This is a genomic window from Pseudomonas izuensis, assembly GCF_002356535.2.
Taxonomy (GTDB): domain Bacteria; phylum Pseudomonadota; class Gammaproteobacteria; order Pseudomonadales; family Pseudomonadaceae; genus Aquipseudomonas; species Aquipseudomonas izuensis.
The window spans coordinates 2,489,465-2,514,876 of the sequence record NZ_AP017423.2 but is presented as its reverse complement, the minus strand read 5'-3'; the positions used below and the strand labels follow the sequence as shown (position 1 = coordinate 2,514,876).

The following is a 25,412-nucleotide window of genomic DNA, read 5'->3' as shown; positions in this document are numbered from 1 at the left end:
ACAGGCCAGTCATCCGACCAGCCCGCAACTTTAACATTGGCCCGGGGATAGTTAAAAACCCTCACCCCAGGTATCGCTCAGCATGAAGCCTGCCGCCAGCGGATCATCCGGGTCGACGCCGATCTGGTGCAGCCCGTAAATCCAGGCACGCCCGGTGACTCTCGGCAGCACTGCGGGCTTACCGCCGACTTCCGTCAGGCCGAGCAGTTCGACGGCGAATTCACCGCCGATGGTGGATCGCGAAGTGAGCGTGTCCCCCACCGCCACCAGGCCCCGTGCACTGAGGGTTGCCAGGTTGGCTGAACTGCCGGTCCCGCAGGGCGAACGGTCAACCCGCCCCGGAGGTAACGTGGTACAGGTCTGGTACGTCTTCGCGTCGAGTCGATGACGGAACATTACATAGGCCACCTCGTTGAGTTCCTTGAACAACGGGTGTCTGACATTCACTTGTTCATTGATCAGCCCTTTCAAGCGCACACCCTGCGTTGCCAGTGCGCGGGCGTTCTCGGGGGAGATGGTCAGACCGACTTGATCAACATCAATCAAGGCGTAGTAAACGCCGCCGAAAGCGATGTCGGCCTTGATCAAACCGAACTCGGGCGTCTGGATCGACACGTCCAGTTGCTCGACAAAGGACGGAACCATGTCGAGTGAGACACTGCGGCAGCGCCCGTCCTCGCACAGAGCATGTGCCGTCACCAGACCGGCCGGCGTATCCAGCACCACGGTGGTCATGGGTTCTTGCATCGGCACCATGCCCAGCTCCAGCAAGGCCGTCACCACGCAGATGCAATTACTGCCGGACATCGGGTGTGCCTTGTCCGCCTGCAGCACGATGAAACCCGCCTGGGCCTCGGGTCGGGTCGGTGGCAACAGCAGGTTCACCGACATTTGCAGGCAACCGCGCGGCTCGAGAATCACCAGCCTTCTGAGGCTATCGTCGACTTCGTTGAGGTAGTTCATCTTGTCGAGCATGGTCTTGCCGGGGATATCGATAACCCCGCCGGTGATGACCTTGCCGATTTCGCCTTCGCAATGCACGTCGGCCATTTGCAGCGTCTTTTTCCAGCGCATGGCGGGTTCCTTTACTTGATGTACCAGCCCCACGGCTGCTCACTGTCATAGCGGGTGATCTGCTTGGTTTCCAGGTAGTTGTTCAAGCCCCACTCCCCCAGTTCGCGGCCGATGCCGCTTTGCTTGTAGCCGCCCCACGGGGCTTCGGTAAAGGTCGGTTGCGAGCAGTTGATCCAGACGATACCCGCGCGCAGCCGGCGGGCGACGCGTTCGGCACGCACCAAATCGCGGGACATCACTGCGGCGGCCAGACCAAAACGCGAGTCGTTGGCACTGCGCAACGCCTGGGCTTCATCGTCGAATGGACGCACGCACACCACGGGGCCGAAGATTTCCTCGTTCCAGATCCAGCTGTCCTCCGGCACGTCGGCGAAAATCGCCGGCGTCAGGAAATAGCCCTTTTCGCAGTGCGCCGGACGGGTGCCGCCGGTGAGCAGCGTGGCACCCTCCTCCTTGCCGCGGGCGATGGCCGCCAGCACCTTGTCATACTGGCCGCGATTGACCAGCGGCCCGAGCAAGACGCCGTCGTGCATGCCGTTGCCGATGCTCAGGCGCTGAGTCTGCTCGACCAGCCGCTTGAGCAGCGGCTCATACAAATCCCGCTGGACCAGCACCCTTGAGGTGGCCGAACACACCTCACCCTGATTCCAGAAAATCCCGAACATGATCCATTCGACCGCCGCTTCGATATCGCTGTCATCGAAGATGATGAACGGGGACTTGCCGCCCAGTTCCAGGCTGATGTTTTTGATATCCCGAGCAGCGGCCTGCATGATCCGCGTGCCGGTCGGAACGCTGCCGGTAAACGCCAGTTTGTCGATACCCGGATGCTCGCTGAGCGGCGCGCCGGCATCCGCACCGAGACCGGTCACGACATTGAGCACGCCCGCCGGCAAACCGGCCTGATGGGCAATGTCCGCCAGTTCCAGAGCAGTCAGCGGCGTCAGCTCCGACGGCTTGAGCACCATGCAGCAGCCGGCGGCCAGGGCCGGGGCAACTTTCCAGGCTGCCATCAGCATGGGGAAATTCCAGGGGATGATCGCCCCGGCGACACCCACCGGCTCTTTGCGAGCGATTGAACTGAAACGCTCGTCGGCCAGCAAAATATTCTGCTCGCGACGACCATCAAGGTCTTCGGCCAGGCCCGCATAAAAGTCAAAGCACCCGGCCGTATCACCGATGTCCCACAGCGCTTCGGGCAGAGGCTTGCCGTTATCCCGCACTTCAAGTTCGGCCAATTCCTGTTGACGCTCGCGAATGCCATTGGCGATGGCCCGCAGAATCGTCGCCCGTTCGGCGCCAGTCATTTGCGGCCAGGTGCCCTCATCAAACGCCCGGCGTGCGGCGTTCACTGCCAGGTCAATATCTTCCGAGGTGGCCGCAGCCACCTGGGCGATGACCGATTCGTCGCTCGGATCAAGGGTGTCAAAGGTGCCGCCGAGCTTGGGGCGAACCCACTGGCCGTCGATATAGAGCTGGTCACGGGATTTCATGCATGGCCTCCAACAAGGGCAAAACGCTTGGCGCTAAAAGGGGTGAGGTCCTGGGCGGGTGTGCGCCCGGCGACCATGTCGGTAATGAGGCGTCCGGTGGTGGCGCCCAGGGTCAGGCCGAGCTGACCGTGGCCGAACGCCAGGAACACATTTGAAAAACGGGCGCTGCGATCGATAACGGGTTTGGTATCGGGCAGAAACGGACGGTAGCCGACGCCGTATTCACTGCTGTCCAGTTGCAGCCGGGGAAGGATCTTGCGGGCCTTTTCCAGAATGATCTCGGCGCGCTTGAAGTTGGGTTCGGCATTCCGGCCGGCGAACTCGATGGTGCCGCCGATCTGCAAGCCGCGGGTCATCGGACTGAAGCAAAAACCGCCATCGGCATAGATCACCGAGTGACGAAACTCCACGCCCGGATTGGGCAACAGCACCTGGTAGCCGGCAATCCCGGCCAGTGGAACCTGCTCACCGAGCTGCTCGAAAAACTGCCGCGAGCCGGTCCCCGCTGCGATCACCACATGATCGGCGGCGAAACGTTCACCGTTGGCGAGCGTGACGCCGCTGGCGCGATCGGCCACTTCATCGATCCGTTTGACCTGCCCGCGTACCCTCGCCCCGCCCTGCTCGATGAAGCTCTGGGTCAGCGCGGCGATAAACCCTTGGGTATCGCTGACCGCGCGCCAGTCCGAAAACAGCAGGCCATGGCTGAATTTGCCGGCCAACGCCGGTTCAAGATCGGCGATGGCGCCAGCGTCCAGCACCTGTGACTTGAAGCCCAGCGCCTTGCGCAGCTCCAGATGCTCACGCTCGTGTTCGATGCCCGAGGGCGTATCGAACACCTCAATGACCGGGCGTTCGCCCATCAACGTCTTGTCCGGGCAAGCCGCCAGCAAAGGCGCATAGTCGTCATAGACATGATGTGTGAGGGTCGCCATGTCCTGGGCAATTTCGGCAATCTTCGAGTGCCGGGCACAGGCCAGAAAACGCAGGAACCACGGCAATATGCCTGGCAAGGCGCTGGGCCGGAGCGCCAGCGGGCCTTTCTGATCGAGCAGCCAGCCCGGTATTTTTTTCAGGATCCCCGGTTTGGACAGCGGAATGACTTCGCCGACCGCCATCTGCCCGCAACTCCACTTGGCCGTGCTGTCGCCTGCCGCAGCGGGATCGATCAAGGTGACCGCATAGCCTTCCCGTTGCAGATAGAGGGCACAGCAAACGCCAACGATCCCCCCGCCGACCACGACGGCCTTTTCCAGCGGGACGGGGGCTTGTGCAACGGACTGCAACGGTGTCATAGGGAAGTCTCTTGAGTAGAGGCTGGAGCGGCAAAGTCCTCCAGACTGAAGCCGTCCCACCAGGGTTGGGTATCGTCGACCATAAACTCCGCGCGCCCGGTAATCCACGCCCGTCCTTCGATACTGGGGCGAATCGCCTTGCGGCCGTCCTCCAATTCAAGCTGCTGCGCCACACGGCCGATGAAATAACTGCCGATCAGGCTTTCGTGGCGATAGGCCGCGCCTTGCGCCAGCCAGCCGCGGGCGAAGCGCTGGGCGACCCGGGCCGAGCTGCCGGTCCCGCATGGGGAGCGATCGATCAGACTCGAGCCGGCAATCACCACGGCCCTTCCCTGAGACTCGCCCGACAGCGGCGAACCGGTCCACATGCAATGGTTGACGCCCCTGATCGCCGGGTTTTGCGGATGAACCACCTCCACTGTCCGGTTGATCAGACCCTGTATGTCGCGCCCCCATTCCAGCAGTTGCTGCGGGCTGAAATGCTCGCAACCCGGAAAGTTGGGTTGCACCTCGATAATCGGATAGAAATTGCCGCCGTAGGCAATGTCGACGTTCAACGATCCCAAGGGTGGAAAGTCGATGGTCAAGTCACGGTGCAACAGGAACGACGGGACGTTGGTGAAACACACCGAACTGACTTTGTCGCCGTTGCGGGTGTAAGTGGCGTGAATCTGTCCCGCCGGTACATCCACCACGACCACACCTGGCACCTTTGGCTCGATCAGGCCGGCCTCCAGCGCAAAGGTAATCGAACCCAGGGTGGCATGCCCGCACATCGGCAGGCAGCCCGAGGTCTCGATGAACAACAGACTGAAGTCACTGTCTTCGCGCATCGGCGGATAGAAAATCGTGCCCGACATGTGCGAATGACCTCGCGGTTCGAGCATCAGGGTGCGGCGGATCCAGTCGTACTGCGCCACGAAATGCGTACGCCGCTCGCTCATGGTTTCGCCTTTGAGCGACGGGGCCCCGGCGATCACCATGCGTACCGGCATACCCTCGGTGTGGCCTTCGATACAGTTGAATACGTGTCGGGTCATCTCATCTCACTCCGTAGCGCCGCATCGACCGGGCGTGGCGACCGATGCGGCAGCCAGCCAATATCAGCCCAATGCCAGTTCGAAAGCCTTGCGGAAACCGGCCTTCTCTTCGCTGGTCAGCGGTTGCAGCGGCATCCGTGCATTGCCGGCATCGAAGCCGGCCAACTCACAGCCGTACTTGACCTTCTGAATGAACTTGCCGGACTCCATGTCGGCCAGTACCGGGAACAGCGAGCGCACGATGGCCTGGGCACCGTCCTGATCGCCCGTCGTGTATTTGCTGTAGAAATCACAAACCTGTTGGGTCAGGCAGTTGGCCGGGCCGCAGATCCAGCTGGTCGCGCCCCACAGGAAGAAGTCCAGCGCCTGGTCATCGGACCCGCAGGACAACTGATAGTGGTCCTTGTAGGTATTGCCGATTTCGATGGCCCGCAGCAGGTTGCCGCTGCTTTCCTTGATCGCGATCACGCGTTTGTTGTCCTTGAATGCTTCCAGCACGCCGAAGCCGACTTCAACGTTGGTGCGGACCGGGTAGTTGTACAGCACCACATTGATGTCCGGTGCCGCATCGAGAATGGCCTGGTAGTGACCGATCAGCTCATCCTGTGAAGGCAATGCGTAGTAAGGCGGCGCGATCAGCAGGTTGGTGTAGCCCGCGTCACGGGTCTGTTTGACCTGCTCGATCACCTCGCGGGTGCAGGAGCCATTGGCACCGGCAATCAGCACACCACGGTCACCCACCACTTCACGCACGGTGGCCAGGATCTGCCGACGCTCTTCATTGGTCAGCGCGTAGTACTCACCGGTGGACCCCAGCGGCACGAAGCCGGTGACGCCTTCCTTGAGTTGATGCTCGATGATGTTGGAGAGCATGTCGTAATTGACCTTGCCGGCCTTGTCGAACGGTGTGACCAGAGCAGGCAGGATGCCTTTGAGTTGAGTCATTGCAGACACTCCACGGATTTGGATACGAGGGTTGGGGTTAGTACGCATAACGACGCAGCATCCGCGTCTCGACCACGCCGACCAGACGGGTCAGCGGGAACGCCACGAGGAAATAGATGACCGCCACCGCCGAGAGAAACTCGACCGGGCGGGCCGTGCTGTTGGAGATGTTCTGGCCGACGAACATCAGGTCGGCGATGCCCACCGAGGAAATCAGCGCGCTCTCCTTGAACAGCGAAACCACGTTGGAGAGCAGCGGCGGAATGCCCCGCAGCAGGGCCTGGGGAAACACGACGAAAATGGTTTTGTTCCACGAGGCCAGGCCCAGCGCAACGCACGCGTCGTGCTGCTCGCCCGGAATGGATTTGAGCGCGCCACGGAAGGTCTCGCTGGTGATCGCGGTCATGTACAGGGTCAGCGCCAGCAGTACCGACAGGTAGGGCGGGATATCGACGCCGAACACCACCGGGAAACAGAAAAACACCCAGAACAGCTGAATCAACAACGGCGTGCCGCGAAACAGTTCCACATAGAGCCCGGCCGGTACGCTCAACCAGCGATGGTGGCTTGCACGCAACAGGCTCAGGAAGAACCCGCACAAACTGCCCAGGATCGCGCAGCCGACGGTGAACGCCAGCGTCAGCGCCAGCCCCTGCAACAAGGCTTGCCAGTAAGAAAACACCACGGTGAAATCAAGGTTCATGACAGTCTCCTCAGCGCGCGAGCGCAGCGTCCTGACGCCGCTCCAGCCACTGCACGAACTGAGCAATGGGCAGCGACAGGGCGAAGTAGATGAGCGCGATCAGCGAATAGGTTTCCAGCGGGCGATAGGCTTCGGTGGCGATGCTTTTGCCGACGTACATCAAGTCCCCTACCGCCACGATCGCCACCAGTGCACTCTGCTGCAGGATCGAGATGCCGTTGGTCATCAGCACCGGCACGGCACTGCGCAACGCCTGGGGAAGAATCACGTAGAGGGTGCGCTGCCAGGGCCTCAGTCCCAGGGCGACGCAGGCATCCAGGTGTTCACGGGGTACGGCCTGAACGCCAGCCCGATAGGCTTCGGCATTGAATGCGGTCAGGTTCAACCCCAGGGCAAGCACGCCCATGGTGATCGGGTCGATGAACACATCGAAGAGCATCGGCACGCAGTAGAAGAACCAGACGATCTGCAACAGGACCGGCGTGCAGCGGAAAAACTCGATGAACAGCTGGGCCGGCCAACGCAGGAAAAACCAGCGGCTCAAGGTCAGCAGACACAGGCCGAAACCCAGCACCAGCCCGACGATGTTCGACACCAAAGCCAATTGCAGTGTGACTTTCAGGCCATCCCACAGCAGGCCGAAGTTGCCCTGCAGAAAGTTGAAGTCAAATTGATAGTTCATGAATTGATCCTCAATCCAGGTGCAGCACTTTTTCCAGGAACTCGCGAGTGCGCGGTTCCCTGGGCTGGGTGAACAGCTGATCGGGATGGCCTTGCTCGACCACTTTTCCGTTGGCGCAAAACACCACGCGGGTGGCGATATGCCGGGCGAAATGCATGTCGTGGGTGACGATGATCATCGCCATCTTCTGCTCGGCCAGTTGCAGCATCACGTTCTGCACTTCGATGACCATTTCCGGATCGAGCGCCGAGGTGACCTCGTCGAACAGCATCAACTTGGGTTCGAGCATCAGGGCACGGGCAATGGCCACACGCTGTTTCTGGCCGCCGGACAGTTGGCTGGGGTAAACGTTGAGTTTGCTCTCCAGACCCAACCGGGCAAGCAACGCCCTGGCTTTCTCGGTGGCCTGGGTTTTCGACAGGCCATGCACTTTCATCGGGGCCAGGATCAGGTTGCCCAGCACAGACAGGTGCGGAAACAGGGTGTAGTGCTGAAACACCATGCCCACCTGGGTTTGCAGCGAGCAATCCATGGGCTTGCCTTTGCCTCGGGCATTGCCATCGATGTAGGGCTTGCCCTGGAAACGGATGGTGCCGCCCTGAATGCTTTCGAGGCCCATCATTACCCGCAGCAGAGAGCTTTTGCCGCTGCCGCTGGGACCGATGATGACCAGTCGATCGTCGGCGCGCATATCCAGGTCCAGGTGGTCCATCACCACCAGGTTTTCGCCGTAGGATTTGTACACGTCACGCAGCTGAATGAACTCGCCGCTCGACGTTTCGCGCACGTGCAGAGGCCGTGCCGGCACCGCTGCCAGATTGGAAGCTTTCATTGATCATTCTCCGGGAGCGCGCAGCCCGCCGCGCGCTCGACATCGGCAGGGTTTACTGAGGGGTTTTGTCGGCGTTGGCCAGTTGCGAAGCCTTGTCGACCAGGGCGTCGATCTCACCGGTCTCGCGTCGCTGGGAGATGTAGATGTTCAGCGTCTGCAAGTCAGCGGGGCTGACATCACGGCGGACACCAAACGCTACGCCCTGCTTGGCCAGCGCGGGTTTGGGCAGCACTTCCTTCGACCAGCCGGGGTTCGCTACCGCAAACAGGTGGTTGGTGTCGCTGGCATCGACCAGCACGTCAGCGCGCTTGGACATGACCGCCAGCCGCACCTCGTCCATGCCCGGCAGGCGCATGATCTTGCCCTGCTTGATCGATCCGGAAATGGCCTTGTCCTGGGCGGTCCCGGACATGACCGCGAAGGTCACTTCAGGTTTGTCGAAATCGGCGAGGGTGTTGCCCGCATTGGCCAGTTTCGGGTTGTCCTTGTTGATCAGAAACGACACCTGATAGTCAGTGGCTGGCACCGAAAAGCCTACGGCGAGTGCGCGTTCCGGGGTCTGGTTAAGCGCCATGGCCATGTCCCATTTGCCACCTTGCAGCCCGGCCACCAGGTTGTCCCAGTTGGTGTCGACGAACTCGACCTTCACCTTCAACACCTTCTCGCCGAAGTCCCGGCACAGGTCCACGAAGTAGCCGCTGTATTCACCAGAGCGGGCATCGCGCATGACGTAAGGCGCGGCAACCGCCGCTCCGCAGCGCAGGACGCCGGCTTTCTGTATGTCTTTCCAGAGTGAAACATCAGCCGCCTGGGCTGGGACCTGAGTGAGCAGCGCGCCAATGGCGGATGCACAAACGAGCATGTTGCGGATGGTGCGAGGAAGGAACCGAGCCATTTTGACCTCTCCGATAATTTCGTTCTTGTAGGCAGGAAGGTACAAATCAACATCTCTGTGCGCTGTCATGTGTGCAGCGCTGTATGCAGATTAGTTTTGAACGAATCGGGCTGTCAACACGCTTCGAAAAAAATATCGGGAAAGTGACCGAGCGGTCGGACGAGCGCTTTTTCAAGGAAATGCAGGTGACGGTGACGACTTGCCCCGCCTTAGTTAAAAAAAATCAACACCAAGGTTGAAATCCCGGCTCTGTCGCGTAAGGCTGTGCAACCAGTAACGTTATGAAAAACCTTTAAAGAGAAGTGAAGCTCCTGTGCTCAAGATCCCCGCCAGGCAAACACTCACCATATTCCCCCTCTACTGCCGGTACTGACCGCATGATCCAAGTCACTGAAGTTTCCATTGCCCAACTGCGCACTGCGCTCGAATCCGGCCAGACCACGTCGGTCGAATTGGTGCAGGCCTACCTCGCCCGGATCGACGCCTACGACGGCCCCGACACCCCTACCGCGCTCAATGCCGTGGTGGTGCGCAACCCCGATGCGCTCAAGGAAGCGCAAGCCAGCGACGAGCGTCGCGCCAAGGGCCAGACCCTCGGCCCGCTGGATGGTATTCCTTACACGGCCAAGGACAGTTATCTGGTCAAGGGCCTGACCGCCGCGTCGGGCAGCCCGGCCTTCAAGGACCTGATTGCCTACCGCGATGCGTTCACCATCGAGCGCCTGCGCGCCGCCGGGGCGATCTGCCTGGGCAAGACCAACATGCCACCAATGGCCAATGGCGGCATGCAGCGCGGGGTCTATGGCCGTGCCGAGAGCCCGTACAACGCTGACTACCTCACCGCCCCGTTCGCCTCGGGTTCGTCGAACGGCGCCGGCACCGCCACCGCCGCCAGTTTCGCCGCCTTCGGCCTGGCTGAGGAAACCTGGTCGAGCGGTCGTGGCCCGGCGTCGAACAACGGCTTGTGCGCCTACACGCCTTCGCGCGGGGTGATCTCGGTGCGCGGCAACTGGCCGCTGACGCCGACCATGGACGTGGTCGTGCCGTTCGCCCGGACCATGGCCGACCTGCTCGAAGTGCTCGATGTGGTAGTGGCCGAAGATACCGATACCCGTGGCGACCTGTGGCGCCTGCAACCCTGGGTGCCGATTCCGAGCGTGGCCTCGGTGCGTCCTGCTTCCTATCTGGAACTTGCGGCAAAAGCCGATTCGCTCGCGGGCAAACGCTTTGGCATTCCGAAGATGTACATCAACGCCGACCCCGAAGCGGGCACCAGCGAAGCACCCGGTATCGGTGGCCCGACCGGGCAGCGCATCAACACCCGTCCTTCAGTGATCGGTCTTTGGGAGCAAGCCCGCAAGGCCCTCGAAGCCGCCGGTGCCGAAGTGCTTGAAGTGGATTTCCCGCTGGTCTCCAATTGCGAAGGCGATCGTCCTGGCGCGCCGACCGTGTTCAATCGCGGGATCGTGTCCAAGGAGTTCCTGCATCATGAATTGTGGGACCTGACGGCGTGGGCGTTCGATGACTTCCTGCAAGCCAACGGCGACCCGAAATTGAACCGCCTGGTGGACGTCGACGGCCCGCAGATTTTCCCCCATGACCCTGGGACCCTGCCCAATCGCGAGGGCGACCTGGCCGCCGGCATGGACGAATACGTGAAGATGGCCGAGCGCGGCATCACGCCCTGGGACCAGATCAGCACGGTGCCAGACGGCCTGCGCGGGCTTGAGAAGACCCGCAAGATCGATCTCGAGGACTGGATGGATCGGCTGGGCCTGGATGCTGTGTTGTTCCCCACTGTCGCCGACGTTGGCCCGGCGGATGCCGATGTCAATCCGGCGTCGGCGGACATCGCCTGGAGCAACGGTATCTGGGTGGCCAACGGCAACCTCGCGATCCGCCATCTGGGCGTTCCGACCGTCACGGTGCCAATGGGTGTCATGCCGGATATCGGCATGCCGGTCGGCCTGACCTTTGCCGGCCGAGCCTATGACGACTCGGCGCTGCTGCGTTTTGCGGCGGCGTTCGAGTCCACGGGCAGCAAGCGGCAGATTCCGCCGCGTACCCCGCCGCTGCCTACCGGTCAATAAATTAACTGTGGGAGCGAGCCTACTCGCGAATGCGGAGTGTCAGGCGACATAAATAGCGACTGATACATCGCTTTCGCGAGCAGGCTCGCCCCCACAGGGTTTCGCAGTGTTCCCCTAAATGGGGTTTTGCATTGACCGTGTCAGAACGGCACGGTCAATTTCATCCAATAGGCATTGCCCTGCGCGCGGTTGCGCACTTCGGTTTCCTGCTCCCATTTCCCCGTGACGAACCATCCCGCCTTGCTGGTGTATTTGATCGAAGGCCCGACGGCCAGCGCACGCCCCTTGTTGTTTTCAATCGTCTCGCCATTCTGGCGGTCGTCGGTGGTCTGTCGGTAGTAGTAGCCGCCAACGCCCAATACCCAGCCGTTACCCAGGCCCCAGCCGACGGCATAGTCGACATGAAACTCCTGGCCCGAACGGTAGTCGGTCGCCGGATTTTCGCGGTTGAAGTCGTACATGATCTTGGCATCGAGGTTGAGTCCGTCCGGGTCGATGTACGACATGGCGTAGACCGGTTCGATCACCCAGTAATTGCGCCCGGTGTTGGCCAGGTCGCCACGGTCGTAGCGACCGGTCGGGGCGATCATGTCCAGGGCGAGGATGCTGTGGAATTTTTCGCTGTGGTGAAAGCCCAGCGCCGGACCGAAGATCACGTCGCCCAGGCCTTGTTTGCTTTGTGACTGGCCATTGAGTTCAACCTTGAGATCTACCAGCGGCACGATGGCGTGCAACGCCACGCTGGCACCGAACAGGGTGTAGTCGCTGACCCAGATCAGTCGCGGGGTGACGGCATTGGCACGCACGCGAAAATCCACCGGGAGTTTGCGGCCATCGTTGCCGCGCAGGTTGTCGGCTTCATAGTGAGTGACAAACAGTTGCCCGTAGAAACCCGGTGGCGGCATCGCCCCGGACATGTAGTTTTCCGCCCCCAGCGGGTAGGAAGTACCTCCGCCTTCGGTGGCATGGGCCACCAGAGGCAAGGCGGTCAAAGCAGCGGTCACGATCAGTTGTTTTGTGGTGGGAGTCATGCAGTTCAACCTTTCTTATTGTTATTGGCCCCTGTGGGAGCGAGCCTGCTCGCGAAAGCGGTGTGTCAGCTGGCAAAAATGTCGACTGACACGCCTCCTTCGCGAGCAGGCTCGCTCCCACAGTGGATTTGTGGCGAGCTTCAGATTCTTTTGAACAGCGCGGAACGCTGGGTCGACTCGCCCCCGTCAGCGGCGCTGTAGAAGCGTTCCATGAAGATGTCGCGCTCGAACAAGCGCCCTTGCATCAGGCAGGTGATGGCCGAGTCGATCATCACCGGCGGTCCACACAGGTAGGCCTTGCGACTGCTGAAACGGCCGTCGAAATGCTGCTTGGCCGCGTCATGCACATAGCCCTTGAAGCCGGTCCATTCGGTATCTTCCACCGCTTGGCTGAGCGCCGGCACGTAGGTGAAGTTGGCGTGATCCCGGGCCAGTGCCTCGAACAGCTCGCGGTTGTACAGTTCGGCGCGATTGCGCGCGCCCTGGAACAACACGATCTGCCGACTGTCGCCCGCTTCCAGCAGGTCGAGAATCATTGACTGCGGGCTCGACAAACCCGAACCGCCGGCGATGAAAATCAGGTCACCGCTTTGCGAGCCACGGACGAAGAACTGTCCGTAGGGTCCCGAGAGATCCACCGTATCGCCGACCTTCAACTCGTCATGAATCATGCCGGTGGCCAGCCCACTTTCGACCCTCCGTACATGCAGTTCGACTTCATCGGCACGGCTCGGCGGATTGGCCAGCGAGAAGGCCCGCGTACCTTCGATGCCGGGCAATTGCAGGTTGATGTATTGCCCTGCCTGAAAGGACATGGGCCGATCAAGCTTGAGGTGCACGCCCTTGATGGTCGGTGACAGGTCAACCAGCGCGCTGACCACCGCGCGATAGTCCTCGATCGGATGCCCGAGGAAATCCGGGTCGGCATCGATGTCGGCCTCAATCACCATGTCGCTCTGCGGGATCGCGCAGCACGCCAATACCTTGCCTTCATCACGCTCCATGTCCATCAGTGCAAAGGACGAGGCCGCGCCCAGGTCCGCTTCCCCTTCCAGCACCTGGACCTTGCAGGTGGCGCAGGTGCCATGGCCGCAGGCAAACGGCAACCAGACGCCCTGGCGCAACGCGGCCTGGAGAATGGTCTGCCCTTCTTCCACTTCGATCTGTTCGCCAGTGGGTTCGATGGTGACTTGGTAACTCATGGCCGTGTCCTCAGTTGAAGCTGCCGGCAATGCCGTTCAAGCCGGGGGTATTGAGGTGCAGCAGGCTCTTGTGGTCGATGCCGTTGGCAATCAGGCTCGCTGCGTTGTCCGGGGTGAGCGGCCGGTCGTTGAGGCGCCACAGCGCCTGACTGAAATCGACCCGCGCCGCATCCGGGTGTTGGGCAATCGAGGGCTTGACCACCTGCTCGATGAAGTCGCCGAACGGCATCGCCGGTGGCAGTGGAAAGGTAAAGGGCGCGCAGAACATCAGGTGTTTTTCCCAGCACAGGTACACCAGTTGCAGGCCGTGGAAGTTTTCCTGGCGGTCCAGGGGTTGGGCGTTGTAGGCGCCGATGGCTGTCACGGGCATGATCGTTTCCTTTTTATTGTCAGTTGAACTGTGGGAGCGAGCCTGCTCGCGAAGGCGGTGCAACAGGCACTGAAGCGGGTGAATGTTCTGGCCTCTTCGCGAGCAGGCTCGCTCCCACAGTGGATCGGTGTTTAACCAGTCTTGAGCCGGTCCGGGTCGACGGGGGTGGCCGGCGCGGAGTTGCGCTCCTTCGGGTGCCAGTCCTGCCAGCGTCGATGCTCGGTGGAGTCCAGGTACTCGAAGTTGTCCTGGCCGGGGTTGATGTTGTAGTAGTCGCGCACCACCGACTCGACATCGCCGCCACCGCAGTTGCCCTGCAGGATCTGGTGTACCGGCAGCCAGGCCTGGATGTATTTGGTCGGCTCGTATTCGAAGATGTCGCAGCAACCCTGGGAGCAGAAGTGATAGCGCTCGCCTTCGTGCTCGGCGCTGCGATGGCTGAGGGTCGTCGGGTCGTCCGGCTCGCCGAACGACAGCGGGATCTGGCAAATCTGGCAGAGCATCGGCAGCGTCGGGTTGTAGAAGCGCTCGCCCTTCTCTTGCAGCGCACGCCAGTGTTCAAAGCGTGGGCGGTAGATCTTGTCGAAGGTGTCCGGGTACTTGGAAGACAACCAATCCAACTCTTCGTCAGTGGACATCCAGGTGTGGAAGTTGGTCGCCTGGCTGTACTGGTAGAAGATCGACCAGGCCTGATGACTGACGTGGTCCTTGCCGATGTTCGCCTCTTCGACGTGCTTGGGCGGGCGGATGCCGTAGCGCTCCAGGTCCTTGAACAGCGCCCCGCCCGCCTCTTCGAAGTAAACGCCCCAGGCTTCAGACCAGGACATGACTTTGTTGGGCAGCATGTAGTCCATCATCATCCCCACCAGCGTCAGCAGGCGGTAGCCGCGCCAGAACCACTTGTCGATCCAGCGCTGGATGATCGGCACGTTGTCTTCGTGCTGCTCCAGCAGGAACTTGATGACTTCCAGGCCCAGGGTCATGTGCCGGGCTTCGTCGGACTGCGCGGAGAAGCCGAAGGTGACGGTGGCCATGTCGCCGTTGAACGCCGCGCCCGACATGAAGGGCACGAATAGCAAGTTGGTCAGCACGTATTCGAACGAAAACGAAATCGCCGTCAGGAATTCGAACGGGCCCGCTGTGCGCGCATCTTCGAAGAACGACTTGGGCACCGAGAGGAACCACACCCGGTCGTGCATATGGGCGAAATCATGCAGGCCGTTGAAGTGCTTGTTGTAGTGACTCATGGCATGGATCTGGGTCTGCACGTGGCGCAGTTCGTCGATGGCCTGCATCTGGCAGGCGATACGCGCACCGGCGCCGCTGAACTGCCGACCGACCCTCGCGAAGCCCTGATAGGCCTGGTATTCCAGCGGCGTGACACCCGACAGAAACAGCTTCAGCGCGTTGACATAACGAGCGTCCGACAGCGTGGTATGGCCGTTGTTTTGCGAGAACGCATCGAAGATCGCGTAGAGCTTTTTCTCTTTCTCGGCCTGGTATTTCCAGTAGGTGTCCATGGTCAGGCGGAACGGGTCTTCCCACTTGTCCCAGTCGGTGATCTTGATCCCTTCGAAGCGCTCGTGAGGGTAGATGTCTTCGTGGGTCTGGTAGCTCGGCTCCCAGTCCAGGTCACGGGTCATGCAGCGGTATTTTTCTTTGGCATTGAGGCGTTTTTTCACGGCCATGATGGCGCTCCCGAATTCTTGTTATGGATCAGTGGCGGCAAGCTCGATCAGCGGTTCCAGTACAGGGAAAAGCTGTCGTCCTCTTCCACGACGTTGCCGCCCAGGGTGATCACGTACATCAGCATTTCCTGGATGTCCCAGGGACTGCCGGTGAGCTCTTCCACCGTGTCGCGACGGATATCCAGGCGGCCTTCGGCCTCGATGCGGATCATCGATGGCTGGTGCTGGATCTCGGCGTGGGGGTTGTCCTGCACGATGGCGTCGACGATCGATCGGGCGTAATCTGTGTCCTGCAGGTTCATGTAGACGAGGGAAGTCATGATTGGGCTCCTGAGAGGCCGATTTTTTTCAGGCGAGCGCTGAATTCGCTGCACACCGCATCGAGTGCCGATACATCCAGACCCAGGCCAGCCAGCGGTTGCAGTGCCTCCACCGAGCGAAGGCTCCAGTGATCGATCCAACCCTGCACGAGCGTCTTGTTGACCGCACTTTCGTTGACCACAGTCTTGAGCAGGCCATCGACCCAGCGCTGGCTTTCGGCGAACCACAGGCGCATGAATTCGGTGAGCATGCCGACCTGGCCGGCGCCGTTGGCCGACAGTTGTTCGTCGAGTTTGTGGAACAGCAGCGGGTACACCAGACCGTCACTGACCAGGTTTTGCGCCACGGTCAGTTCGAACCAGTCGCGAACCACCAGGGTGTCCTCGACGTAGCGGCGCATGCCCTGCCACGCCGGATCGTTGAGCCACTGTTGCTTGGCCTGGGCCAGCAGCAACACGTCGCCGTCATCGAGCATCAGGCCGATCCGCGACAGGTACTGGGCGATGCCCAAACGGTCCATGGCCTGGAACATGTGCATCTGCGTGACGCTGGTGCCGAAGCCATCGGCGGCGATGTTGCTGTTGTTCATATTGGCGCCCATCTCGGCGTGACGCAGCGGCAACAGCAGCTTGCTGATCAACTGGACATTGGTGCCGGACAGTCCGGCGAGCATGTCGCGCTTTTCGCAGAAGGCGTAATCGTGCTCGGCGTTTTCCTGCATCTTCGCCCGGGCCTGGACATAGGCGCCGTAGTAGTACTGGCGCGGGTCGCTGACCGCGTACCAGTCGGCCATGACCACCGCGGTGCGGGTGGCATCGTTGAGCAGCTTGTCCGGTTGCCACAGCGGCCGGTAGTGGAAATTGGTCGCCGACTCCAGGTCGAAACTGGCTTCCTGATAACGGCTGGCGACCTTGTCGCCAAACCGGCGACGGGTGTGGCTGAAGGTGTTGCGGATCGTCTCGACGGTGGTCGTCTTGATCTCGACACTCATGGAGTGGACTCCTGTGGTTATTGTTCTTTAGGGATGTCTCGGGATAGGGTCGGCTCAGTCCGCGTCGCGGGTTTCGCCGTAGCGCCACTTGCGCGCATCGGCGTCGAGGGCCTCGGACATCTGCGTGTCCATGTGCTGCACCCGGTTGTTTTCGCAGAACAGGCGAAACGCCTGACGCGGCAGCACCAGCTCGACGAAGAGGTCGGGAAAGCCGATGGCGAAATCGAATTCGACGAAGGTGTCGTCAGGGCCGCTGCGCACGCGGATGTAGCGCGGCATCTGATCGAAAGTGCTGGCGGGTAAGTTCATGCTCGGGTACTCCCTTGTTATGTTCGGGGTACGGAGCAACAAGGGTGCCAGCGCTGCAAAATCGCCTAAAATTGATTTTTTATTCGTTTAAATACAGATAGTTACGGAACGTACCCGCAACAAACGAGCGATCAAAGCCAAGTCAGTAGCCCACGCCACGGACTGTCAAATTGATCATTTGCTCAATCGTCTGCGGTGCCTTCGATCAAATGAACCAATCACGTGGCGATTGACTTTTCACTCGCTTTCAGGCCGCTTAGAAAAAGAGAAACCGACCTGCCTTGCCTGAAAAATACCGGTCGCTATCGATGCGTAAAAAAACCGCCATGGCCTGAGCGGAACGCGTCACCACCCCAATAACTACAACCCCAGGGGCGCAGTGAATGATCACCACGTACAAGGCTTCCCAGCTCCCGCCACCGCTCAAGGACCTGAGCGATCAGGTTCGCTTTCACGGGCGTGAGGGAAAAATCTGGCTGGACGAACAGCGCATGTTGTTGATCCAGGTGTCGATGATGGCGTCGTGCAGACGCGAGCTGATTGAAATGCTCGGCGTCGAACGCGCCAAGGGATTTTTCCTGCGCCTGGGCTATCAATCCGGGCTCAAGGACGCCGAGCTGGCGCGCAAGCTGCGGCCCCAGGGCAGCGATATCGAAATGTTCTTTACCGGCCCGCAATTGCACTCGCTCAAGGGCATGGTCAACGTCCGTCCGCAGGCAATCGACATCGACCTGGAGAATGGCCAGTTCTATGCGGACATCGAATGGCAAGACTCCTTCGAAGTGGAAAACTGCCAGAGCGAAAACCTGCACTCCGAGCAGCCGGTGTGCTGGATGCTGCTCGGTTATGCCATCAGCTACAGCTCGTTTTTCCTCGGTCGGCAGATCATCTACAAGGAGGTCAGCTGCCGCGGTTGCGGTGACGCCCAGTGCCGGATCATCGGCAAACCGGCCGAGCAATGGGACGATGCCGAGGAGATCATGCGTTACTTCCAGAGCGATCCGATCATCGATGAACTGCAAGCGTTGCAGGTGCAAGTGGCGAACATGCGCCAGCGCTTGCAGATCGAGGCCGGCAAGTTTTATGGCATCGGCCAATCGGCGATCTATCGCCGCACCTGTTCACTGATCGACAAGGTGGCCCTGGGCAAGGCGTCGGTGTTACTGCTGGGCGAAACCGGCGTGGGCAAGGAAGTCATCGCCCGCAGCCTGCACTTGCGCAGCGAGCGCGCCGGCGGGCCGTTCATCGCGCTGAACTGCGCCGCGATCCCGCCGGACCTGATCGAGGCCGAGCTGTTCGGCGTGGAGAAAGGCGCTTACACCGGCGCCCAGCAGTCGCGCATGGGCCGCTTCGAACGAGCCAATGGCGGTACGCTGTTTCTCGATGAGATCGTCGAATTGAGCCCACGGGCGCAGGCCACTTTGCTGCGGGTGTTGCAGGAGCAGGAACTGGAACGGGTCGGTGACTCGCAGACCCGCAAGGTCGATGTACGTGTCATCACCGCCACCCATGAGGACCTCGAAAGTGCAGTCAAGCAAGGGCGTTTTCGGGCTGACCTGTTCTACCGCCTGAACGTGTTCCCGGTGCGTATCCCGGCCTTGCGTGACCGTCGCGAAGACATCCCGCTGTTGATCGAACACTTCCTGGAAAAACTCCACGCCAGCTACAAGAAAAAGACCTTGGGTCTGTCCGACCGGGCCTTGCAGATGTGCCTTCAGTACGACTGGCCCGGCAACATCCGCGAGCTGGAAAACCTGATGGAACGGGGCGTGATCATTACCGATGAGAACCAGAGCATCACCGTCGATGCCCTCTTCCCGCACTCGCCGCAACTGGCCGAAAGCATAGGCCTGGCCAGTGACGGTCGGCTGGTCAAGGCCACTGCGCCCCCCGGCCAGGACTGGATCGACAAGATCATCGACAGCGGTATTGCGCTGGACTCGGTGGAGGACGCACTGATTCACGCGGCCATGGAACGCAGCCAGCAAAACGTCTCGGAAGCGGCACGTTTGCTGGGCCTGACGCGTCCGGCGCTGGCCTATCGCCTGAAAAAAACACCCGCGGACAAGGGTTGATCCGTCGCGCAAAACCGGACATACGAGACCTCCTGTAGGAGCTGGCTTGTCGGGTCGCCGCATCGCAGCGAAGACGGCGGCACAGTCAACATCAATATCGACTGACAATACGCTTTCGCTGGCAAGCCAGCTCCTACAGGGGGGGCGTACACCCGCGCAAGCCGGGCCGCTTTGCGGACGGACTACAACAACGGAATCGCGTAGTTGATGATGAAGCGACTCTGATTGACGTCGCGGCCCGCGTCAGTGTTCGACTGGCCGTTGCGCAACGAGAAGCCGACGTTTTTGAACGTACCCGACTGAATCACGTAGTCCAGGGTCATGTCGCGTTCCCACTCCGATTGATCCCCGGCATCCTGCGTCTTGATGCCGGTCCCCTTCAGATACACGATCGACGCTTTCAGCCCCGGCACGCCCAGCGCCACGAAGTCGTAGGTGTACTGACCGAAACCGGTCTGCTCGCCTGCGCGGGTAAAGCTCTGGATCATGCGGTCGGTGGGCAGGTAGACGCTGCCGCCACCGGCGCCTTTGTCCGGCAGGCTGCCCTGGTTCGGCTGCACGAAGTTGCTGCCGTCCCCTACCCGCTGATACCCCAACGCCACCGCGTGGCCGCCATTGGCATAAGTGATCATCGCGGCCCAGGTGCTGTTGTCGATTTCACCGTCGTTGTCCCGGGTGTAACCCGACACCCGATAGCCCTGCGCCCGGCCCGCGGCCGAGCTGTTGGCACCGCTCGACGTGGTGCGGAAGTAGCGCAGGTCAGTGGTGATCGAACTGCCGTCGTCGAACGGCAGGAGATGGGTCAGCCCGAAGAAGTTCTGGTTATAGAAATCCTCCAGCTGTGCGACGTAATACTGGGCCTTGAGGGTTTTGGTGACCTCGTAGTCGCCACCGGCGAAGGAGAATTTGTTGCTGTCCCGAGTGGCGCCGGCGACCGACAGACCGGTGCGATCCGTCGAGGCACGTCCCACGGCGTGCTCCAGCACACCGCCGGTCAGGGTCAGGCCATCGATGTCTTTCGAGGTGATCTGGGTGCCGGTGAACGACTGCGGCAATACACGGGCATCGTTGGAGATCAGAATCGGCAGTTTTGGCAGCAGCGTGCCGTAGCGCAACTCGGTTTTGCTGATGCGCATCTTTGCCGTCGGGCCAAAGCTACTCCAGGTGTCGGCAGCCCCGTCACCGTCGGTCGGGATCATGCCGCTGCCGACGTGTCGCCCCGTTCCGCTGTCGAGCGTCACGCCGAGCAGGGCCTGGGCATCGAGGCCGAAACCGACTGTGCCCTGGGTGAAACCAGACTCGTAGCGCAGCACGAAACCCTGGGCGGCTTCTTCGGTTTTCGAAGGGGCGGCACTGCCGTCGCGGTTGTCGCTGTTGAAATACAGGGTTCGCATCGACAGCGTGGCCTTGCTGTCTTCGAGAAAACCGTGGGCGTTGGTGTCTGCGGCCTGGACGCACATCGAGCCGGTGGCTAGGAGTATGGCGGTGGGGATTGCTCGGTTGAACATACGGGGCTCCTGGGTGTTTTCTTATCGTTATTGGGGTGTTTCGTTATCAATTCCGGCGCGCAAGATGACGCGCCCGATGGGTGAACATGGGCTTAAAGCTTTCGAGTTTTTTGGCGGCTGACACACTGATGGATTAGGCGCACGCATCCCTGTGTAGGAGCTGGCTTGCCAGCGAATGCGCTGGTTCAGACGACATATTTATCGCCTGAAAGACTGCATTCGCTGGCAAGCCAGCTCCTACAAGTCAAGCGTTGGTGAAACTCTTAAAACATTTCGAGACGCAATTATCAAACAAGGTGAAAGTAGTTTTCGTGGAGGGATAAGGCCTGTCGTACACAGGCACGGCCAGGCGTCGTATCTGAAAATCCACCCCACCGGTTTTCATCGACGTCCCCCGGCCTGCATCGAACCTCGCGCCCTGTCGAGTGATGGTCGATACTGCTTTTTCACCCCCGTACCGAGGAGACGCAAGATGGCCCTGACTCTGTACTACCACCCTCTTTCATCGTTCTGTCACAAGGTGCTGATCGCGCTCTACGAACATGAAGTCGAATTCGAAAAGCGCCTCATCGACCTCTCGAGCCCGGCCGACCGGGCAGAGCTCGAAGCGCTGTGGCCACTCATTAAATTCCCGGTGATCCGCGACCACGACCGGCAGCGCGTCGTGCCGGAATCGAGTGTCATCATCGAGTACCTGGACCGTTTTTATGTCGGCCGACATCCGTTGATTCCCGAGGATTTTGACACCGCGTTGCAAGTGCGGCTGTGGGATCGTTTTTTCGACCAATACATCCAGGGGCCGCTGCAACAGATCGTCGCCGATCGCCTGTACGCCACCCACGGCGACCTGACGAAACAACGGGCCACCCTGCGGACCGCCTACGGCATGCTCGAACGCCAGTTGTCGCAAAACACCTGGGTGGCCAGCCCTGACTTCAGCCTGGCCGATTGCTCTGCCGCCCCGGCCCTGTTCTATGCCAGCACCCTCGTGCCGCTTCCCGACGACTGCCCGCACTTGAATGCTTACTTCGAGCGTTTGATCCAGCGACCTTCGTTCCAGCGGGTCATTGACGAAGCCAGGCCGTGGTTCTCTTTTTATCCGTTTGCCGAGGCCCTGCCAGAACGGTTTCGCTAGCCGTCGTACACCGTCATCAAAGCTGGCCCGCGCCTTGCTTTGGCTGATTCCGCCCAGGGGTAAACGCCCACACTGGCGCAATCGCGGAGGTACTCATGGCGGGGGAAACAACGCTGGCGGTATGGATGGCTGTGCTCGCAGCCATCGTGATCGTCATGGTGACGGTCTGTGTGGCCGCCGCGGCGGCGCGGGCCTTGGCGGCCACTTTCACGGCCATTGGCCTGGCGCAAAGGAACATGCCGCCCATCCAGCCCCTCGCAGCGCTGGCCCTCACGTCGAACCAGGTATTGATCATGGCGACCCTGCAAACCGGGAGCCTGGCGACGGTCACCGAGCTGATGCAACAGGTCAATCTGCTGATGATCGCGGCCACGCTCTAGGCACGTCGTTCACCGGCAACACTCCCCATAAAGCCAACCAATCACAGGGAATTTCCCCAATGTCGGGGGTACCTTCGCCCGGCCGGTTGCGCGTATGACGATCCGGGCCTATGGTCCAGACGAAGCATTGCCGCGATCGGCGCGATGACTCGCCGCCGATCGCTGGCCATCCATCGAGGATCCATGCAGCGAGGTGACGCCATGCCGAACGACTCCCGCCCTGCCGTGCTCGAACTCATCGGCAACACGCCGCTGGTGCGTGTCAGCCGTTTCGATACCGGTCCCTGTACCCTGTTTCTCAAGCTCGAATCACAAAATCCCGGCGGTTCGATCAAGGACCGCATCGGACTGGCGATGATCGATGCCGCCGAGCGTGATGGCCGCCTCAAACCCGGTGGCACCATCGTCGAAGCCACCGCCGGCAATACCGGCCTTGGCCTGGCTCTGGTCGGCCGTGCCAAGGGTTACCGGGTGGTACTGGTGGTGCCGGACAAGATGTCCACCGAGAAGGTGCTGCACCTCAAGGCGATGGGCGCCGAAGTGCACATCACCCGCTCCGATGTCGGCAAGGGTCACCCCGACTACTATCAAGACGTTGCCGCGCGGCTGGCCGAGGAAATTCCCGACGCCTTCTTCGCCGATCAGTTCAACAACCCGGCCAACCCGCTGGCCCACGAATACAGCACGGCGCCCGAGATCTGGGCGCAGACCCAACATGATGTTGATGCCATCGTCGTCGGCGTCGGTTCCGCCGGCACCCTGACCGGGCTGACCCGCTTCTTTAATCGCGTGCAGCCGGACCTGGAAATGGTCCTGGCCGACCCCGTCGGTTCGGTGATGGCCGAATACAGCCGCAGCGGCACCCTCGGCACACCCGGCTCCTGGGCCGTGGAAGGCATTGGCGAAGACTTCATTCCGTCGATTGCCGACCTGTCGAGCGTGCGCCACGCCTACTCGATCAGCGACGAGGAAAGCTTCGATCACGCCCGTCAGCTGCTGCGTGCCGAAGGCATCCTCGGCGGTTCGTCGACCGGCACCCTGCTCGCGGCGGCGCTGCGTTATTGCCGTGAACAGACCGAGCCGAAACGGGTGGTCAGCTTCGTCTGCGACACCGGCACCCGTTACCTGTCAAAGGTCTACAACGATCAGTGGATGTCCGATCAGGGCCTGCTGCAGAGCAAACACTACGGCGACCTGCGCGACCTTATCGCCCGGCGCTTCGAGGATGGCCGGGTGATCAGCGTGGGACCGGATGACACCCTGCTCACCGCGTTCCAGCGCATGCGCCTGGCGGATGTCTCGCAATTGCCGGTGCTGGTGGGTGGCAAGCAACTGGTCGGGGTGATCGATGAGTCCGACATTCTGTTGAACGTTCAGAACGGTGACGCGCACTTTCGCATGACCGTGACCAGCGCCATGACCGACAAACTGCAAACCCTGGCTCCCGACGCCAGCCGGGCGCAACTGCAAGAAGTGCTCGACCGCGGGCTGGTGGCAATCATCGCCGACGCCTCGGGTTTCCACGGCCTGATTACCCGGGTCGACATGCTCAATCACTTACGGAGAACCCTTGCATGACTCAGCACGACAAAAACGCCGCGCCACGTGGCTTCGCCACCCGGGTGATCCACGCCGGACAAACGCCGGACCCCACCACCGGGGCGCTGATGCCGCCGATCTATGCCAACTCCACCTACCTGCAAGACAGTCCCGGCGTGCACAAAGGCTTCGACTACGGGCGGTCGCACAACCCGACACGTTTTGCACTGGAACGCTGTGTGGCGGATCTCGAAGGCGGCACCCGAGGCTTCGCCTTCGCCTCCGGGCTGGCGACGATCTCTGCCGTACTTGAACTGCTCGATGCCGGCTCGCACATTGTCTCCGGCAACGATTTGTATGGTGGGACGTTCCGCCTGTTCGACAAGGTGCGTCAACGCAGTGCCGGGCACCGTTTCAGCTATGTCGACCTGACCGTACCGGGCGCCTTCGAAGCGGCGTTGCAGGACGACACGCGCATGGTGATGGTCGAGACACCGAGCAATCCCCTGCTGCGCCTCACCGACCTGGCCGCCATCGCCCGCACCTGCCGTGACCGCGGCATCATCTGCGTGGCCGACAACACCTTTGCCAGCCCCTGGATTCAGCGTCCGCTGGAGCTGGGTTTCGACATCGTGCTGCACTCGACGACCAAGTACCTCAATGGCCACTCCGACGTGATCGGCGGCATCGCCGTGGTCGGGCAGAACGCCGAACTGGCCGAGCGCCTGGGCTTCCTGCAGAACGCGGTGGGGGCCATCGCCGGACCGTTCGATGCCTTTCTCACCCTGCGGGGCGTGAAGACCCTGGCGCTGCGCATGGAACGCCACTGCAGCAACGCACTGGAACTGGCGCAATGGCTGGAACGGCAACCGCAGGTGGCACGGGTCTACTACCCCGGCCTGCCCTCGCACCCGCAGCACGAACTGGCGCGCAAGCAAATGCGCGGCTTCGGCGGGATGATCTCCCTGGACCTGAACACTGACCTGGCCGGCTCGAAACGCTTCCTGGAAAACGTGCAGATCTTCGCCCTGGCCGAGAGCCTGGGCGGCGTGGAAAGCCTGATCGAACACCCGGCCATCATGACCCACGCCACCATCCCCGCCGCCACCCGCGCACAATTGGGTATCGGCGATGCGCTGGTGCGGTTGTCCGTGGGGGTCGAGGATGTCGAAGACCTGCGGGCGGACCTGGCTCAGGCACTGGCGCGGATTTAACGGGGCTGCACTGTAGGAGCTGGCTTGCCAGCGAACGCGTATTGTCAGTCGATATTGATGTTGACTGTGCCGCCGTCTTCGCTGCGATGCGGCGACCCGACAAGCCAGCTCCTACAGGTACGCATGTTCTCCACGGCGCCCCCTAATCCTCAAAGCGCCCCGCCCCCTCTCGGTCATGCGCGTAACGTCTGGCCAGTGGAAACGCCGGCAGCCAGGACTCCCGACGAACCGTCCAGCTTTCGTAGGTGGGCATCAGTTGGTCAGGTGCATCCAGGGATCCGAGGTTCACTTCGACTTCATCGCCGGTGCGGGCAAATACGGAGGAACCGCAGCGCGGACAGAAGAACCGTCCGGCGTAGTCCCTGGTTTCACCGTCGATGGTGACCGCATCCTCCGGGAAAATCGCGGAGGCGTGAAACAGTGCCCCATGGTGTTTGCGGCAATCGAGACAGTGACAAAGGCCGACCCGGTAGGGACGTCCCGACGCCACTATTCGAACATCGCCGCACAGGCAGCCGCCGGTGAATCGGTCCATTCTGCGTCTCCTCTGCAAACAAAAGGTCGGTTTAAAAATAGCAGTTCGATGAAGGCCCACATCAG

At 61.2% G+C, this 25,412-nt stretch carries 24 protein-coding genes; 6 read left to right on the top strand and 18 right to left on the bottom strand.

From position 1 onward, the window contains the following. Positions 1-51: 51 nt before the first annotated feature. From LAB08_RS11350 to LAB08_RS11310, 9 genes are all read right to left on the bottom strand, one after another. On the bottom strand, positions 52-1,074 hold the full coding sequence (locus LAB08_RS11350) for a proline racemase family protein (protein ID WP_096512119.1): 1,023 nt from the start codon (positions 1,072-1,074) through the stop codon (positions 52-54). A gap of 11 nt (positions 1,075-1,085) precedes the next feature. Then, complete coding sequence (locus tag LAB08_RS11345; protein WP_096512120.1) at positions 1,086-2,567, bottom strand: aldehyde dehydrogenase family protein; 1,482 nt, start codon at positions 2,565-2,567, stop codon at positions 1,086-1,088. Continuing rightward, positions 2,564-3,862 carry an NAD(P)/FAD-dependent oxidoreductase gene (locus LAB08_RS11340; RefSeq protein ID WP_096512121.1) on the bottom strand — a complete coding sequence of 433 codons (1,299 nt, stop codon included), beginning with the start codon at positions 3,860-3,862 and terminating at the stop codon, positions 2,564-2,566. Before LAB08_RS11340 ends, LAB08_RS11345 begins: the two co-directional genes overlap by 4 nt. Continuing rightward, entirely contained in the window at positions 3,859-4,902 is a 1,044-nt protein-coding gene (locus LAB08_RS11335) for a 4-hydroxyproline epimerase (RefSeq protein ID WP_096512122.1), read from the bottom strand. The genes LAB08_RS11340 and LAB08_RS11335 overlap by 4 nt, the downstream gene beginning before the upstream one ends. 63 nt (positions 4,903-4,965) lie before the next feature. Continuing rightward, entirely contained in the window at positions 4,966-5,847 is an 882-nt protein-coding gene (locus tag LAB08_RS11330) for a dihydrodipicolinate synthase family protein (RefSeq protein ID WP_096512123.1), read from the bottom strand. Positions 5,848-5,884: 37 nt separating this feature from the next. After that, positions 5,885-6,550 carry an amino acid ABC transporter permease gene (locus LAB08_RS11325; RefSeq protein ID WP_096512124.1) on the bottom strand — a complete coding sequence of 222 codons (666 nt, stop codon included), beginning with the start codon at positions 6,548-6,550 and terminating at the stop codon, positions 5,885-5,887. A 10-nt stretch (positions 6,551-6,560) separates the two neighbouring features. Further along, positions 6,561-7,232 carry an amino acid ABC transporter permease gene (locus tag LAB08_RS11320; protein WP_096512125.1) on the bottom strand — a complete coding sequence of 224 codons (672 nt, stop codon included), beginning with the start codon at positions 7,230-7,232 and terminating at the stop codon, positions 6,561-6,563. A gap of 10 nt (positions 7,233-7,242) precedes the next feature. Further along, the gene (locus LAB08_RS11315; protein WP_096512126.1) at positions 7,243-8,064 is read right to left on the bottom strand and encodes an amino acid ABC transporter ATP-binding protein; all 822 of its coding nucleotides are present in this window, start codon (positions 8,062-8,064) and stop codon (positions 7,243-7,245) included. Between the two features lie 52 nt (positions 8,065-8,116). Beyond that, positions 8,117-8,959, bottom strand: a complete 843-nt coding sequence (locus LAB08_RS11310) for a transporter substrate-binding domain-containing protein (protein ID WP_096515450.1) — start codon at positions 8,957-8,959, stop codon at positions 8,117-8,119. 377 nt (positions 8,960-9,336) lie between these two features. On the opposite strand from LAB08_RS11310, the gene LAB08_RS11305 reads away from it, so the two are divergent. Beyond that, positions 9,337-11,049 carry an amidase gene (locus tag LAB08_RS11305; protein ID WP_096512127.1) on the top strand — a complete coding sequence of 571 codons (1,713 nt, stop codon included), beginning with the start codon at positions 9,337-9,339 and terminating at the stop codon, positions 11,047-11,049. 140 nt (positions 11,050-11,189) lie between these two features. Here LAB08_RS11305 and LAB08_RS11300 read toward each other — a convergent pair whose 3' ends face one another. From LAB08_RS11300 to LAB08_RS11270, 7 genes are all read right to left on the bottom strand, one after another. After that, complete coding sequence (locus LAB08_RS11300; protein ID WP_096512128.1) at positions 11,190-12,080, bottom strand: SphA family protein; 891 nt, start codon at positions 12,078-12,080, stop codon at positions 11,190-11,192. Between the two features lie 140 nt (positions 12,081-12,220). Then, a complete protein-coding gene (locus LAB08_RS11295; RefSeq protein WP_096512129.1) occupies positions 12,221-13,282 on the bottom strand; it encodes an NADH:ubiquinone reductase (Na(+)-transporting) subunit F in 1,062 nt (353 codons plus the stop codon). A gap of 10 nt (positions 13,283-13,292) precedes the next feature. Next, on the bottom strand, positions 13,293-13,652 hold the full coding sequence (locus tag LAB08_RS11290) for a phenol hydroxylase subunit P4 (RefSeq protein ID WP_096512130.1): 360 nt from the start codon (positions 13,650-13,652) through the stop codon (positions 13,293-13,295). A 131-nt stretch (positions 13,653-13,783) separates the two neighbouring features. Further along, the gene (locus tag LAB08_RS11285; RefSeq protein ID WP_096512131.1) at positions 13,784-15,340 is read right to left on the bottom strand and encodes an aromatic/alkene/methane monooxygenase hydroxylase/oxygenase subunit alpha; all 1,557 of its coding nucleotides are present in this window, start codon (positions 15,338-15,340) and stop codon (positions 13,784-13,786) included. A 47-nt stretch (positions 15,341-15,387) separates the two neighbouring features. Further along, the gene (locus tag LAB08_RS11280) at positions 15,388-15,660 is read right to left on the bottom strand and encodes an MmoB/DmpM family protein (protein ID WP_096512132.1); all 273 of its coding nucleotides are present in this window, start codon (positions 15,658-15,660) and stop codon (positions 15,388-15,390) included. Next, positions 15,657-16,652: an aromatic/alkene monooxygenase hydroxylase subunit beta gene (locus tag LAB08_RS11275; protein WP_096512133.1), complete on the bottom strand. Its 996-nt coding sequence runs from the start codon at positions 16,650-16,652 to the stop codon at positions 15,657-15,659. Before LAB08_RS11275 ends, LAB08_RS11280 begins: the two co-directional genes overlap by 4 nt. A gap of 54 nt (positions 16,653-16,706) precedes the next feature. Continuing rightward, positions 16,707-16,961 (bottom strand): phenol hydroxylase subunit, encoded by a 255-nt coding sequence (locus LAB08_RS11270; RefSeq protein WP_096512134.1) that lies wholly within the window; start codon positions 16,959-16,961, stop codon positions 16,707-16,709. Between the two features lie 383 nt (positions 16,962-17,344). Here LAB08_RS11270 and LAB08_RS11265 point away from each other — a divergent pair, with 383 nt between their 5' ends. Further along, positions 17,345-19,036, top strand: coding sequence for a sigma-54-dependent Fis family transcriptional regulator (locus tag LAB08_RS11265; protein ID WP_096512135.1), 1,692 nt, complete (start codon positions 17,345-17,347; stop codon positions 19,034-19,036). Positions 19,037-19,218: 182 nt separating this feature from the next. Here the strand turns inward: LAB08_RS11265 and LAB08_RS11260 are convergent, their stop codons facing one another. Continuing rightward, a complete protein-coding gene (locus tag LAB08_RS11260; RefSeq protein WP_096512136.1) occupies positions 19,219-20,544 on the bottom strand; it encodes an OprD family porin in 1,326 nt (441 codons plus the stop codon). A 472-nt stretch (positions 20,545-21,016) separates the two neighbouring features. On the opposite strand from LAB08_RS11260, the gene LAB08_RS11255 reads away from it, so the two are divergent. The 4 genes from LAB08_RS11255 to LAB08_RS11240 all read left to right on the top strand — a co-directional run bounded on the left by LAB08_RS11255 (position 21,017) and on the right by LAB08_RS11240 (position 24,812). Beyond that, positions 21,017-21,679, top strand: a complete 663-nt coding sequence (locus tag LAB08_RS11255) for a glutathione S-transferase family protein (protein WP_096512137.1) — start codon at positions 21,017-21,019, stop codon at positions 21,677-21,679. Positions 21,680-21,774: 95 nt separating this feature from the next. Then, a complete protein-coding gene (locus tag LAB08_RS11250; protein ID WP_096512138.1) occupies positions 21,775-22,059 on the top strand; it encodes a hypothetical protein in 285 nt (94 codons plus the stop codon). A 201-nt stretch (positions 22,060-22,260) separates the two neighbouring features. Beyond that, positions 22,261-23,637, top strand: coding sequence for a pyridoxal-phosphate dependent enzyme (locus LAB08_RS11245; protein ID WP_096515452.1), 1,377 nt, complete (start codon positions 22,261-22,263; stop codon positions 23,635-23,637). Further along, positions 23,634-24,812, top strand: coding sequence for a trans-sulfuration enzyme family protein (locus LAB08_RS11240; RefSeq protein WP_096512139.1), 1,179 nt, complete (start codon positions 23,634-23,636; stop codon positions 24,810-24,812). Before LAB08_RS11245 ends, LAB08_RS11240 begins: the two co-directional genes overlap by 4 nt. Positions 24,813-24,954: 142 nt before the next feature. Here LAB08_RS11240 and LAB08_RS11235 read toward each other — a convergent pair whose 3' ends face one another. After that, a complete protein-coding gene (locus tag LAB08_RS11235; protein ID WP_096512140.1) occupies positions 24,955-25,347 on the bottom strand; it encodes a GFA family protein in 393 nt (130 codons plus the stop codon). Between the last annotated feature and the right edge of the window lie 65 nt (positions 25,348-25,412).

Coding starts and splice junctions, on each gene's coding strand:
- LAB08_RS11350 (WP_096512119.1), bottom strand. CDS start 1,074: ATGCGCTGGAAAAAGACGCTGCAAATGGCCGACGTGCATTGCGAAGGC.
- LAB08_RS11345 (WP_096512120.1), bottom strand. CDS start 2,567: ATGAAATCCCGTGACCAGCTCTATATCGACGGCCAGTGGGTTCGCCCC.
- LAB08_RS11340 (WP_096512121.1), bottom strand. CDS start 3,862: ATGACACCGTTGCAGTCCGTTGCACAAGCCCCCGTCCCGCTGGAAAAG.
- LAB08_RS11335 (WP_096512122.1), bottom strand. CDS start 4,902: ATGACCCGACACGTATTCAACTGTATCGAAGGCCACACCGAGGGTATG.
- LAB08_RS11330 (WP_096512123.1), bottom strand. CDS start 5,847: ATGACTCAACTCAAAGGCATCCTGCCTGCTCTGGTCACACCGTTCGAC.
- LAB08_RS11325 (WP_096512124.1), bottom strand. CDS start 6,550: ATGAACCTTGATTTCACCGTGGTGTTTTCTTACTGGCAAGCCTTGTTG.
- LAB08_RS11320 (WP_096512125.1), bottom strand. CDS start 7,232: ATGAACTATCAATTTGACTTCAACTTTCTGCAGGGCAACTTCGGCCTG.
- LAB08_RS11315 (WP_096512126.1), bottom strand. CDS start 8,064: ATGAAAGCTTCCAATCTGGCAGCGGTGCCGGCACGGCCTCTGCACGTG.
- LAB08_RS11310 (WP_096515450.1), bottom strand. CDS start 8,959: ATGGCTCGGTTCCTTCCTCGCACCATCCGCAACATGCTCGTTTGTGCA.
- LAB08_RS11305 (WP_096512127.1), top strand. CDS start 9,337: ATGATCCAAGTCACTGAAGTTTCCATTGCCCAACTGCGCACTGCGCTC.
- LAB08_RS11300 (WP_096512128.1), bottom strand. CDS start 12,080: ATGACTCCCACCACAAAACAACTGATCGTGACCGCTGCTTTGACCGCC.
- LAB08_RS11295 (WP_096512129.1), bottom strand. CDS start 13,282: ATGAGTTACCAAGTCACCATCGAACCCACTGGCGAACAGATCGAAGTG.
- LAB08_RS11290 (WP_096512130.1), bottom strand. CDS start 13,652: ATGCCCGTGACAGCCATCGGCGCCTACAACGCCCAACCCCTGGACCGC.
- LAB08_RS11285 (WP_096512131.1), bottom strand. CDS start 15,340: ATGGCCGTGAAAAAACGCCTCAATGCCAAAGAAAAATACCGCTGCATG.
- LAB08_RS11280 (WP_096512132.1), bottom strand. CDS start 15,660: ATGACTTCCCTCGTCTACATGAACCTGCAGGACACAGATTACGCCCGA.
- LAB08_RS11275 (WP_096512133.1), bottom strand. CDS start 16,652: ATGAGTGTCGAGATCAAGACGACCACCGTCGAGACGATCCGCAACACC.
- LAB08_RS11270 (WP_096512134.1), bottom strand. CDS start 16,961: ATGAACTTACCCGCCAGCACTTTCGATCAGATGCCGCGCTACATCCGC.
- LAB08_RS11265 (WP_096512135.1), top strand. CDS start 17,345: ATGATCACCACGTACAAGGCTTCCCAGCTCCCGCCACCGCTCAAGGAC.
- LAB08_RS11260 (WP_096512136.1), bottom strand. CDS start 20,544: ATGTTCAACCGAGCAATCCCCACCGCCATACTCCTAGCCACCGGCTCG.
- LAB08_RS11255 (WP_096512137.1), top strand. CDS start 21,017: ATGGCCCTGACTCTGTACTACCACCCTCTTTCATCGTTCTGTCACAAG.
- LAB08_RS11250 (WP_096512138.1), top strand. CDS start 21,775: ATGGCGGGGGAAACAACGCTGGCGGTATGGATGGCTGTGCTCGCAGCC.
- LAB08_RS11245 (WP_096515452.1), top strand. CDS start 22,261: ATGCCGAACGACTCCCGCCCTGCCGTGCTCGAACTCATCGGCAACACG.
- LAB08_RS11240 (WP_096512139.1), top strand. CDS start 23,634: ATGACTCAGCACGACAAAAACGCCGCGCCACGTGGCTTCGCCACCCGG.
- LAB08_RS11235 (WP_096512140.1), bottom strand. CDS start 25,347: ATGGACCGATTCACCGGCGGCTGCCTGTGCGGCGATGTTCGAATAGTG.